The sequence below is a fragment of the Pallidibacillus pasinlerensis genome (assembly GCF_009996845.1).
Taxonomy (GTDB): Bacteria; Bacillota; Bacilli; order Bacillales; family Caldibacillaceae; genus Pallidibacillus; species Pallidibacillus pasinlerensis.
In genome coordinates this window covers 1-12,527 of record NZ_JAACYS010000084.1, presented here as the reverse complement: position 1 = coordinate 12,527, position 12,527 = coordinate 1, and the positions used below count along the sequence as shown (strand labels likewise).

The 12,527-nt window shown below is 36.7% G+C and carries 10 protein-coding genes and 1 pseudogene; 2 read left to right on the top strand and 9 right to left on the bottom strand.

Going from position 1 to position 12,527, the window contains the following annotated elements; all coding sequences use genetic code 11:
• Positions 1-127: 127 nt before the first annotated feature.
• On the bottom strand, positions 128-535 hold the full coding sequence (locus GW534_RS14225) for a hypothetical protein (protein ID WP_161921656.1): 408 nt from the start codon (positions 533-535) through the stop codon (positions 128-130).
• Between the two features lie 358 nt (positions 536-893).
• Between GW534_RS14225 and pdxK the strand changes: the two genes are divergently transcribed.
• Positions 894-1,736 (top strand): pyridoxine/pyridoxal/pyridoxamine kinase, encoded by an 843-nt coding sequence (gene pdxK / locus GW534_RS14220; RefSeq protein ID WP_161921655.1) that lies wholly within the window; start codon positions 894-896, stop codon positions 1,734-1,736.
• A gap of 80 nt (positions 1,737-1,816) precedes the next feature.
• On the opposite strand, the pseudogene pgmB reads toward pdxK, so the two are convergent.
• From pgmB to GW534_RS14180, 8 genes and pseudogenes are all read right to left on the bottom strand, one after another.
• A pseudogene (pgmB, locus tag GW534_RS14215) lies at positions 1,817-2,497 on the bottom strand (beta-phosphoglucomutase).
• Positions 2,498-2,853: 356 nt separating this feature from the next.
• Positions 2,854-4,527 (bottom strand): glycoside hydrolase family 13 protein, encoded by a 1,674-nt coding sequence (locus GW534_RS14210; protein WP_161921654.1) that lies wholly within the window; start codon positions 4,525-4,527, stop codon positions 2,854-2,856.
• 22 nt (positions 4,528-4,549) lie between these two features.
• Complete coding sequence (locus GW534_RS14205; protein WP_161921653.1) at positions 4,550-6,226, bottom strand: glycoside hydrolase family 13 protein; 1,677 nt, start codon at positions 6,224-6,226, stop codon at positions 4,550-4,552.
• A gap of 38 nt (positions 6,227-6,264) precedes the next feature.
• Complete coding sequence (locus GW534_RS14200; RefSeq protein ID WP_161921652.1) at positions 6,265-6,951, bottom strand: YesL family protein; 687 nt, start codon at positions 6,949-6,951, stop codon at positions 6,265-6,267.
• A gap of 111 nt (positions 6,952-7,062) precedes the next feature.
• Positions 7,063-8,100: a LacI family DNA-binding transcriptional regulator gene (locus GW534_RS14195; protein ID WP_161921651.1), complete on the bottom strand. Its 1,038-nt coding sequence runs from the start codon at positions 8,098-8,100 to the stop codon at positions 7,063-7,065.
• Positions 8,101-8,149: 49 nt separating this feature from the next.
• Entirely contained in the window at positions 8,150-8,965 is an 816-nt protein-coding gene (locus GW534_RS14190) for a carbohydrate ABC transporter permease (RefSeq protein ID WP_161921650.1), read from the bottom strand.
• Positions 8,965-9,825, bottom strand: a complete 861-nt coding sequence (locus GW534_RS14185) for a carbohydrate ABC transporter permease (RefSeq protein ID WP_161921649.1) — start codon at positions 9,823-9,825, stop codon at positions 8,965-8,967. Before GW534_RS14185 ends, GW534_RS14190 begins: the two co-directional genes overlap by 1 nt.
• 116 nt (positions 9,826-9,941) lie before the next feature.
• A complete protein-coding gene (locus GW534_RS14180; protein ID WP_161921657.1) occupies positions 9,942-11,183 on the bottom strand; it encodes an ABC transporter substrate-binding protein in 1,242 nt (413 codons plus the stop codon).
• A 496-nt stretch (positions 11,184-11,679) separates the two neighbouring features.
• Here GW534_RS14180 and GW534_RS14175 point away from each other — a divergent pair, with 496 nt between their 5' ends.
• Positions 11,680-12,027 (top strand): YojF family protein, encoded by a 348-nt coding sequence (locus GW534_RS14175; protein ID WP_161921648.1) that lies wholly within the window; start codon positions 11,680-11,682, stop codon positions 12,025-12,027.
• Positions 12,028-12,527 lie beyond the last annotated feature (500 nt).

Here is a 12,527-nt window from a genome sequence, read left to right as displayed (position 1 = left end):
AGCTTAGTGAAGATGTTGACGTTGATGAAATTGAAAAAATGGAGGCTTAAGTAAGTTTGGATTTAGTATTTTTAGGAGGGGTGTCCGCGAAAACCGCTCTCGATGACATTTCGACTCATTTCCTTCCTCAATTTGTCCACGACAACCGCTCTCGTGGACATTTGGACTCATAACTTTCTGCATTTTGTCCACGACAACCGCTCTCGATGACATTTCGACTCATTTCCTTCCTCAATTTGTCCACGACAACCGCTCTCGGTGACATTTCAACTCGAATTCTTCTGCATTTTGTCCACGACAACCGCTCTCGATGACATTTCGACTCATTTCCTTCCTCAATTTGTCCACGACAACCGCTCTCGATGACATTTCGACTCATTTCCTTCCACAATTTGTCCACGACAACCGCTCTCGATGACATTTCAACTCGAATTCTTCTGCATTTTGTCCACGACAACCGCTCTCGATGACATTTCAACTTAATTTCTTCTGCAATTTGTCCACGACAACCGCTCTCGATGACATTTCGACTCATTTCCTTCCTCAATTTGTCCACGACAACCGCTCTCGATGACATTTCAACTCGAATTCTTCTGCATTTTGTCCACGACAACCGCTCTCGATGACATTTCGACTCATTTCCTTCTACAATTTGTCTACGAGACAGCTTCTCAATGACATTTCAACTTAATATCTCCGTCAAATTGTCATCGATTCACCTCTTCACCCTAACATTTTTATTTTAAGCAACACTTTTTAGGGTTATTTTTTTCAAAAAACTTACAGTATAAAATTTTTAGTGTTATTGTACTTTGTGGCTTTAGTGTTATAATAAGGAATAAGATTTTTACTACTATAATTTTTTCACAGCTTTTGTGTATGTAAGGGGGACTTTGACAATGAAGAAAACATTAACACTCGCTGGTTCTGATACAAGCGGCGGTGCTGGTATACAAGCTGACTTAAAAACATTCCAAGAACATGGTACTTACGGAATGAACGCTCTAACATCAATCGTTGCGATGGATCCGAATAACGGTTGGAAACATAATGTATTCCCAATTGATGCAAGTATTGTTGATAAACAGCTTGAGTGTGCCTTTTCGGTTGGTTTAGATGCCATGAAAACTGGAATGTTAGGTTCAGTTGCGATTACTGAATTAGGTGCAAAATATATTGATCAATATAAATTGGAAAAAGTCGTAATTGACCCTGTAATGGTTTGTAAAGGAGAAGATGAGGTACTTCTTCCTGAAACTGTAGATGCGGCTCGTGAATTGCTTTTACCTAGAGCACTTGTAACAACGCCAAACCTTTTTGAAGCTTGGCAACTATCTCAAATTGACGGACCAATTCGTACAATTGAAGATATGAAAAAAGCAGCAGAAAAAATTCATGATCTCGGTGCAAAACATATCGTTATTAAAGGCGGCCGGGCACTGAATACAGATAAAGCTGTAGACCTATATTATGATGGTAAAGAATTCATCCTATTAGAAACTGAAAAACTTGACACAACTTACAATCACGGTGCAGGTTGTTCCTTCGCAGCAGCAATTACAGCAAATCTTGCCAATGGTGAAGATGTATTCGATGCTGTTGTTCGTGCAAAAGAGTTTGTTGCAACTGCGATTAAACACGGTTGGAAATTAAATGAGCATGTTGGACCGGTTATGCATGGTGCATACAACGTATTCGCTGAAGATCGTCCTACGATTACAACATCAAAAGCATAAAATAAATTAAAATAAGCTGTCCCATTAAGTTCTCTATCAACCAATGGAACAGCTTATTTTTTATATTAAAGGGGAATTCACTATTTTATTAAATGTTTTTCATAGGCTTGTAAAATCTTCTGTAAGGACAGTTCCTCCGTTGAAGATAAAATAAGATCTGCTTCCTCTAGTTCTGTTTCAGAACCGATACCAACCGCAAACATACCTGCACTTTTAATAGCTTTTACACCAGCGGCGGCATCTTCAATTCCGATACATGCACTGTATTCAACACCTAGTTGATCCGCTCCTTTTAAAAACACTTCCGGATCTGGTTTACCTTTTTCAACCTTTGCAGCATCCACAATTGTATCAAAATAATCGCCTACTTGAAGATATTCAATTACACTAAAGGCATTGTTACTAGCTGAAGCGATACCAGTTTTCAAGTTCGCCTGTTATACTTCTTCTAAAAATTCTTTAACACCTGGTAACAAATCATCCGATGTAATGTTGGCAATCATCTTTTTATAATGTTCATTTTTCTTAGTAGCTAATGCTTTTTTTTCTTCCTTTGTAAAATCTTGTGCACGATTACCGTATTCTAGTATTTTTTCTAACGAATCAATTCGACTGACCCCTTTTAATTGTTCGTTAAACGTGTGGTCAATTTCAATTCCGAGCTCATTCGCTAATTCCTTCCATGCAAGGTAATGATATTCTGCTGTATCTGTGATTACGCCGTCCAAGTCAAAAAGTATTCCTTGAACTTCTTTCACAATGTCTCCTCCTAATCAAAAGTTTAACGTAAAGGGGCTGTCCAAAAAGTCAATTTTTAGCATTATTGATGGAATTATTCGGTACTTTGGCGGACGCGCATCCAGTGGCACGGCCTCAGCCTCCTCAACGCACAAGCGTGTTTGCGCAGGTCTATAGGCTCGTGTGTCTGACGCTTCGCTTTCGGCACAAAGGCTTTTGCTGTTCCCGCTGGACTCTGAATATGCTTCACTGATTTTGCACCGCAGAAAAAATGGAAAGCATTTTTTTCGAGTCGCCGCCAATTTCCTCATCAAAAGTCTGTATTTTCTACTTTTCGGACAGCCCCTGTAAAACTGCTTACTCTTTCTTTTTCAAAAAATTAATCTAGTAAATACACCCTTGTTTCGTAAGGTTGTAAAATTAAGTAAGTTGGTAGTTCATCTGTTGCATCTGGATAGTTGTTAAGTAATAGTTTTGATTTCGTAAAGCGCAGTTCACCATCGTTAATGAACGTTACTTTTTCCTTACTAAAATTACAAATAACAACAGCTTTTTGATCTTCTAATGTTCTTGTATAAATAAATAACCGTGGGTGTTCAGGTAACAATAAATCATACGTACCGTATACAAATAATTCATGGTCTTTTCGAACTTGGATCATTTTTTTATAAAAATTAAGAATCGAATTCGGGTCCTTTTGTTGCGCTTCAACATTAATCGTTTCGTAATTCGGATTCATGCCGAGCCACGTTTTGTCGCCAGTTGTAAAACCGCCGTTCTTTTCATTGTTCCAATGCATCGGTGTTCGTGTATTATCTCGGGCATTACGCCACACTACCCGCATAATCTCCTCGTGGGGGCGACCCTTTTCCCGTTCCGCTTCATAATAATTTCGCATACTAATATCATCATAATCTTCAATATTCGGGAACTTCACATTTGTCATGCCGATTTCTTGACCTTGGTAAACATATGGTGTTCCTTGCATTAGGAAGTACAGTGCGCCTAACATTTTGGCACTTTCTTTCCAATAGTTTTTATCATCACCAAGGACGGAAACACTACGGGGCTGATCATGGTTTTCTAAAAATAGCGCATTCCAACCTATTCCTTCGAGTCCCTTTTGCCATTTTGTTAAAATTTTCTTCAGTCTGACAACATCGACAGGTCCCCGAGTATCTTTATCCCACAACCCTAAATGTTCAAACTGGAAAATCATATTCATAAACCCGTTTTCTTCGCCAACCCACTTGTCCGCATCCTCGACGGTAACACCATTTGCTTCACCGACGGTCATAATGTCATATTTTTTAAATGTATCTTTAGCAAAATCATCAAGCCATTTTTCGATTCCTTTTACATTTCGTGTATACTTCATCGCATCAACATATTTTTCATTATTCGGGTTCGGTAAATCGGGAAATCCCGGCTCTTTTTTAATATGGGAGATCGCATCAATCCTGAAGCCGTCAATTCCTTTATCCAGCCACCAGCAAACCATCTCTTTCAGCGCATCACGCACCTCTTCATTTTCCCAGTTTAAATCCGGTTGTTTTTTCGAGAAAAGATGGAAGTAATATTGACCTGTTTTTTCATCATATTCCCAGACAGAACCTTCGAAAATGGATTTCCAGTTGTTTGGTGGTTCGCCATTATCTTTTCCGTCACGCCAAATATACCAATCCCGCTTCGGATTATCCTTTGAGGAACGTGATTCAATAAACCATGGATGTTCATCACTTGTATGGTTAGCTACTAAGTCCATAATCAGTTTCATACCCCGTTTATGAACTTCTTCAAGGAGTTCATCAAAATCGTCCATCGTACCAAATTCATCCATAATATCTTGATAATCGGAAATGTCGTAACCGTTATCATCATTTGGTGATTTGTAAACCGGGCATAGCCAGATGACATCGATCCCTAAATCCTTTAAGTAATCGAGCTTTTCAATGATTCCTCGTAAGTCACCGATGCCATCACCATTACTATCTTTAAAACTTCGCGGATATATTTGGTAGACAACGCTCTCTTTCCACCATGTCTTTTTCATTTGCTGTACACCTCTTTACTTTTTATTTTCCTTTGTAAACAATCGCCTCCCACGGGCGCAAGGTAATTGTTTTTTCAAGATTCAAATTTGCATCGTCATAATTTGCTATTAAAATTTGCCCTGGATGAAAATTAATGAAATCCGGTAGTCGGAATTCCAATTGGTCGTTGCTCCAGTTTGTCACAACGAGCAATTTTTCATTTTGATAGGTTCTCAAATAAGCGAAAACCCTTCGATTTTCACCGTCTATGAGTGTAAAATCACCATGGACAATCAGCGGATTCGTCTTTCTTAATTGGATTAGTTTTTTATAATAATAGTAAATGGAATTTTGATCTGCCAAAGCTGCTTCAACATTAATTTCTTTATAATTCGGATTCACTTTAATCCATGGCGTACCCGTTGTAAAACCGGCGTTTTCCGTTGAATCCCATTGCATTGGTGTCCGGGCATTATCACGTCCCTTGACATAGATTGCTTCCATAATTTTCTCCTCAGGTACACCTTCTGCAATTTTTTCCTTATACAGATTCCATGTTTCAACATCTCGATAGTCATCGATTGAATCAAATCTGACGTTCGTCATTCCTATTTCTTCCCCTTGAAAAATATACGGAGTACCTTGCAAGAAATGGAGGGATGTGGCCAACATTTTCGCTGATGTTACACGGTACTTTTGATCATTACCAAATCGGGACACACTCCGAGGCTGGTCATGATTATTAAAATACAAACTGTTCCAGCCAACACCATGTAAACCTGTTTGCCATTTCGCCATAATCTTTTTCAATTTCGGCAAATGAAGTGGTTTTAAATCCCATTTACCACCAGGTCCACTATCCACATCCATATGATCAAAGTTAAAAATCATATGGAGCTCTTTTCGCTCTGGGTTCGTATACAATTTTCCATCTTCTACCGAAACCCCGGGCATTTCACCAACCGTCATAATATCGTATTTTGATAAAACCTTTTCATTCATTTCTTGTAAAAATTCATGGATTCTTGGTCCGTTGATATAATATTGTCCACCATCTACATACCGTTCACCCGCTCGATTTGGTGCATCCGGTAATCCCGGTACTTTCGATATCATATTAATTACATCCATCCGGAAGCCATCAATCCCTTTATCCAGCCACCACGTCATCATGTTATATACTTCTTTTCGGACCTTTTCATTTTCCCAGTTTAGATCAGGCTGTTTTTTACTAAACAAGTGTAAATAATATTCGCCTGTCGTTTCATCGTATTGCCATGCAGATCCACTAAATATGCTTCTCCAATTATTTGGCTCCTTGCCATCCTTACCTGGTCTCCAAATATAGTAGTCGCGGTATGGATTATCCTTTGATTTCCTGGATTCAATAAACCAAGTATGTTCATCTGACGTATGATTGACGACTAAGTCCATGATTAATTTCATACCACGTGCGTGAACTTCTTCTAAAAGTTCTTCCCAATCATCCATCGTGCCGAATTCATCCATGATGCGATAATAATCACTAATATCGTAACCGTTATCATCATTCGGTGACCGGTAAACAGGATTTAACCATAACACATCGACACCTAAATCCTGTAAATAATCAAGCTTTTCAATAATTCCACGTAAATCGCCAATCCCGTCGCCATTGCTGTCATAAAAACTGCGAGGGTATATCTGATACACAACACAATCCTTCCACCATGCCTTCACCCTATTCGCCCTCCTCGATCATTCTTTTTCAAATGAATCTACTGCTTAGCTTCGTTCTTTAACTTAATAAACAATCGGTAAAATGCTGAAAAGGACAAAAATGCAAATAATGAACCTGCAAAAAATATAAAGACATACCAAGCTTGAAAACTAATTATAAATAAAAGTGCACCACAGATTAAAATTGTAAAAAAGAGTAACGGACTACCAAATGTAACTGCAAATGTATTTTTCACTAAATTTTTCAAGCGAAGTTCAAAATGTGCCGATACAGAGAAGAAGTTCACGGTAAAGATGAGAAATATGACACCGATAAATACCATAAGAAACATGAAAAGCACATTTGATTGACTAAAATAGACAATATTTATAATCAGGCCGGAAAAAAGCAATGTTATAACCGCTCCGGCGACCATACTTTTCCTGTAGTTTTCCTTATAATAGTGCCAATATGAACTTATTAAACTTTTACTATCTCTACCGATAATCCAATCTCGTACAACGGCAAACATCGCCTGTGTCCCAGGGAAGAATACAAATGGAGCTAATAAGGCAATGATAGGAGAAAGAAACAGTACTTCGTCTTTATGGTCAGCAAAGATTAGACTGAATGCAATCCAAACAATCGGAAAATTAAAGACTAACCACAAAAGATTTATTACTGAAAACCGCATAATCCATTCACATATTGCATATATTCCATTCATTATGCTTGATGATTTCATTTCTTTCTTCCTCCTTGTATCAACCCCCTGTAATCATGACAGGTCAAACATTCTTGCAAAAGGTAGGCAAAGCTTTTTTTAAATACTAAAAAGTGAATAATCGATTTCTCTTTATTTTGGTTGATGGTTACATAAACTTTTACATGAGTTCCGTTCTTCTATGACACTATGGATAATGACACTTTTTTTGGTATGTTCTGGTTCATTCAATTGTTTAATAAGTAATTGTGTTGTTTCAAATCCTAGTTGATAGATTTGAATATCTACTGATGTTAGTTTTGGATACGTAACATCTGCAATTACCGAATTATTAAAGCTGATCAAGCTTACATCATTTGGCACATTGAAATTTAATTCGTGTAAAACGGATAAAACAATTAATGCGTTAAAATCATCGGTAACAACAATACCGGTTGGCGGTTCCGGTAAAGACATTAACTTTTTTACAAGCCGGTATCCTTCATCATAGTTATTCTTAAGATGATGAATATATTCATTAGGCACATCCAAATGATTCATCTGCATTGCTTGTTTATATCCGATTAAACGCTTTTGTGCAACTTCATAAGTCGGATCATCACTAATAAAGGCAATACGTTTATGGCATTTTTCGATTAAGTAATTCGTTGCGTCCATTGCTGCTTGGATATTATCGTTATCCACATAAGAGATTTCATTTGTATATTTTGCGGGTTTACCTATAATTACAAACGGAAATTCACGTTCCACTAAGTAAGGGACGACATGGTCTGTTCTTTTTGAATAAAGAACAATAATCCCGTCAACTTGCTTTCCTTGCACCATTTTTTCAACATCTTGAAAAATTTCCTCTTCAGATTCACCGGTCGTTAAACGAATACTGTAACCATATTTACTGCAAATTGCACTGATCCCCCTTAAAACCTCAGGAGCAAATGTAGAATGTAATGCCTCCTTATCGGAGTTTTTCAACACAATCCCAATCGTTTGAGTCCTTTTTCTCACGAGAGACCGTGCATTTAAGTTTGCATGATAACCTAATTCATCAATAACTTTACGAACATGTTGTTTTGTCTTTTCGCTTATTTTTGGGCTATCAGCTAAAACACGAGAAACTGTTGAAGGAGACACATTGGCTTTTTTTGCTACATCTTTAATCGTGACACCCATCGTTATGCCTTTTCCTCCTCTATATGATGAAATAGGGATTTACATATCTTTATTTTACCGCACCTTCAACTACACCTTTAATAATATGTTTTTGCGAAATGAAATAAAAGATAATGATTGGGATAATAGCGAGTGTCAACCCAGCTAAAGCTAAATGCCATTGTTTTGTATATTGACCAAAGAAATAAAACATCCGAAGTGGGATCGTTTCATTTTCACCACTTAAAACAAGAGATGGTAATAAATAATCATTCCAAATCCAGATTACATTTAAAATGGCAACAGTAATGGAGATTGGCTTTAATATTGGAAAAATAATATGCCAGAAAATTTGTAATCTGTTTGCCCCATCGATAATGGCAGCCTCATCCAATGATTTGGAAATTCCCGCTAAACTGCCGTGGTAAAGGAAAATAGATAAACTACAACCAAATCCTAAATACATAAAAATCAACCCAGCACGATTCAGCATTTCTACATTACCAAAAATGGATATAAGCGGAATCATTACCGATTGGAATGGAATCAACATCGCTGCAACAAAAACTAATAATAATGTTTTACTCAATTTACTTGAATTTCGTTGGAGTGCATAAGCTGCCATTGCCGAGAAAAAGATAATAATCAAGACGCTTATAATGGTAATTAGCAATGAATTGAATAGTGAGTTCATAAAGTTCAAATCAACAAAAGCTTCTTTAAAGTTTTCGAATGTTGCTTCTTCGGGTAAACCGATTACATCGGAGAATATTCCTTTTTTAGTTTTAAAAGCATTGACAATCATTAAGTAAAATGGCGCTAACCAAAGGAGTGCTAAAAGAAGTCCAATAACTTCAAGGATTATGAGCCCTTTTTTCTTTTTCATTATACTTCCACCTCGCGTTTCTTATTGTAGTACACTTGTGTTAATGCGATAGCGGCCACAATGAGAAAGAATATAACAGCCTTAGCTTCTCCTAAAGCCATCTGATTACTTTCAAATGCTGTTCTTACAATATCCATGGCTAACATTTGTGTCGAGTCGTACGGACCACCATTTGTAAGTGATAAGTTTTGATCGTAAATTTTGAATGAGTTGGATAAAGTTAAAAACATACTTACTGTGAATGCTGGACGAACAAGAGGGAAAATGACATAACGAAGTTTTTGAAAACTTGTAGCCCCGTCAATCTCACTTGCTTCCACTAGTTCTTGAGGAACACTTTCAAGGTAGGCAATATAAATAATCATGATGTAACCAGCCATTTGCCAAACCATCAATATAACAAGTCCCCAAAATCCGGTCGTCTCATTTGAAAGCCAACCTAAAAGCCATTCTTGACCAAGCATTCGGCCGACAAAATCAAATACATTAATAAAAATAAATTGCCAAATAAAACCTAAAATTAGACCACCAATTAAGTTCGGCATAAAAAATACAGTTCTTAAAAAGTTTTTCGATTTTAGATTCCTAGTCACGAGTAACGCTAATCCCAAACCTGTTATATTAAGTAAAATTACACAGGCAATCGTAAACTTTGTTGTAAACCATAATGCATTTATGAAGGAATCATTTTGGAAAATTTGGATATAGTTTTCAAACCCGACAAATTGTGTAAAAGTCAATCCGTCCCAGTTTGTAAAGGAGTAAAAAACGCCTAACAGTAGTGGAACAATGACAACTAGACTTAAACTTAATAAGACAGGGGTTAAAAAAAGCCAAAACGTTACACTTTTATTTTGCACAGTTGTTTCCTCCCAGTATATTTTGGCTGAATTTTCTTCCGTAATCTCAACTATAGAGTTAGAAAGCTAACAATAGAAAGGGGTTATTTGTTAGCTTTCTACTTGATAAAATTTCATTATTTCTTCAATTTTTCCCAACTGACAATAGAATCTTCAATTAACTCATCCCAGGACATTTTTCCATCTAAATATTTTTGTATGTTTGGACCAAATGTATCAGGTTCCCATGAAACAGGGTAGCCTGAGAATACCCAACCGATTGTTTTTCCTGCTTCAGAATACTCATAAACGGTTTTGGATAATGGATCAGAAATTTGGTCGGCATCATAACCTCCATAAGCTGGAATAAACTTAAATTCATTTAGTACATAATCTTTACCTGTTTCAGACGTGTACATCCAGTCTAAGAAATCTTTGGCAGCTTGGATTGTTTTTTCATCTTTGTTACTGTTAACTGCCCAGTAATTTGGTACACCTACCGGTAGATGTCCTTCTAATCCTTCAGCAGGAATTGGAATCATCCCAATACTATTTTCTGCAAAATCAGAGTCCATTTGGTAAATAGATGGATATACCCAGTTACCTTGTTGAATCATCGCAACACTTTCTAAAGAGAAGTATTGTTCAACTTGTTGAGAATAATCTAGATTTAATACCGGTTGAATCGAATACTTTGCTTGTAAATCTAACATTCTCTTAAACTCGTCACTCTTTTCAAAGGCTACTGTCGGCGAGTTCCAGGCTTCTAGCACGCTATGGTTAAATTCAGGTGCTAAGTAAACGTTGGCTAAATGGTTACTCATCACCCATTTTTCTTTACCCGGAAGCGCAAATACAGCTTCGATACCTAATTCTTCTTTTTTACTGTTTAATGTTTTTACTGCTTTTTCCAAATCTTCGTAAGTTAAAATTTCTTCAGCGTTAATGCCTGCTTTCTCGAAGACATTTTTATTATAAATTAAACCATACCCTTCCAAGTTATAAGGCAAGCCGATTACTTGTCCATCTTCTGTTGTTACGGCATCAAGAGTTCCCTCAAGAGCCAATTCTGCAGCCTTTGTTTCAGAAAGGTCCACAATTTTATCTTTAAATTGTTCAACTTCCACAGGTCCTGATAAACTGAAGATGGTAGGTTCATCACCGGAAGCAAATTTCGTTTTCAGTTGGCTTAAATAGTCTGTACCTCCACCAACACTCGTAATATTAATTTTCACTCCCGGATTTTCCTTTTCGTAAATTTTCGCAAGTTCTTTAAACTGAGAGTTGAATTCTACTTTCACTTGCATAATATCAATCGTAATTTGATCAGAAGATTTCGATTCGCCTCCTGAACCACCGCACCCCGCTAATACCAACATTAATGCTGCTATTACGGAGAAAAATGTTAAAAACTTAGAAAATCGTTTTTTACTTCTCACAAAAATCGCTCCTTTTTTGTTTACTTATAGAAAAGCTATTTTCCCGTTACGCTTGGTAATCGCTTACACTGAATGTAAAAGGAAAAGGGCTAAATTCCGATTCCCTTTTGGTTGTTTTATGCATCTAGGGAAAACGTTTGCATAAAACTATTATTATATTAACAGAAATCTACAAAATTATCAATTTTATAAAACGTATATTTATGGCATTTTTGTTTCATTTTCTAAATTTTGTTGTTTTACATACCCGAGAAAGGTTTATAAAACTTAGTTTTTTCGTTGTTTTTTGTGCAATCGTTTGATCTTATTCTTTTTCATTAATTTAAAAAGGAAAATATATATACGTACAATTTTCAACGAGTATGTACTATTGTCATCGCATTCTTTGTATTTTTTTAGTAAACTATAGATAGTTTTCAAAAAGGGGAGATTTGTTGTGGAACCAATTGAAAAAACCAAAGTGCAGCAAATAATCGATCAATTTGTAAATGAAGATGTATATATACATGTTGAAACAACAAACGGCGCGTATTCAACTCATATCGATGAGAATTTCTTTAATGCCAGTGCTTTTGTGCGGAATGTGAAAATTCGTTATGAACGCGGAACGATCGCTGGTGAAGGACCGTACCGAATTGGGTTAAAAATTGACTCAGGCTGGGTGTACGGCGAAGGCTTGACCCATTATGAACTTGATGAACAAGGTCGATTATTAATGTGTGGTATAGACCACAGTGATAAGTTAGCTATTGCTTTTCAAATAAGTAAAACGCCTTTTGAGTAGTCAGAGTTGAGGGGCGGGTTTGTGCGCGTTGTGTTTGTAATGTATGAAGGACATTTTTGGACGATTTCTACGGCGTTTTGTCCTTCATAAAGCCTATGAAAGACACTTCTGGACAATTTCTACGGCGTTTTGTCCTTCATAAAGCCTATGAAAGACACTTCTGGACAATTTCTATGACGTTTTGTCCTTCATAAAGCCTATGAAAGACACTTCTGGACAATTTCTATGACGTTTTGTCTTTCATGAAGCCTATGAAAGACACTTTTGGACGATTTCTATAACGTTTTGTCCTTCATAAAGCCTATGAAAGACACTTTTGGACAATTTCTATGACGTTTTGTCCTTCATAAAGCCTATGAAAGACACTTCTGGACAATTTTTATGACGTTTTGTCCTTCATAAAGCCTATGAAAGACACTTCTGGACAATTTCTACGCCGTTTTGTCCTTCATAAAGCCTATGAAAGACACTTCTGGACAATTTCTATGACGTTTTGTCCT

Coding starts and splice junctions, on each gene's coding strand:
- GW534_RS14180 (WP_161921657.1), bottom strand. CDS start 11,183: ATGTTGGTATTAGCGGGGTGCGGTGGTTCAGGAGGCGAATCGAAATCT.
- GW534_RS14225 (WP_161921656.1), bottom strand. CDS start 535: ATGAGTCGAAATGTCATCGAGAGCGGTTGTCGTGGACAAATTGCAGAA.
- GW534_RS14190 (WP_161921650.1), bottom strand. CDS start 8,965: ATGAAAAAGAAAAAAGGGCTCATAATCCTTGAAGTTATTGGACTTCTT.
- GW534_RS14195 (WP_161921651.1), bottom strand. CDS start 8,100: ATGGGTGTCACGATTAAAGATGTAGCAAAAAAAGCCAATGTGTCTCCT.
- GW534_RS14200 (WP_161921652.1), bottom strand. CDS start 6,951: ATGAAATCATCAAGCATAATGAATGGAATATATGCAATATGTGAATGG.
- GW534_RS14210 (WP_161921654.1), bottom strand. CDS start 4,527: ATGAAAAAGACATGGTGGAAAGAGAGCGTTGTCTACCAAATATATCCG.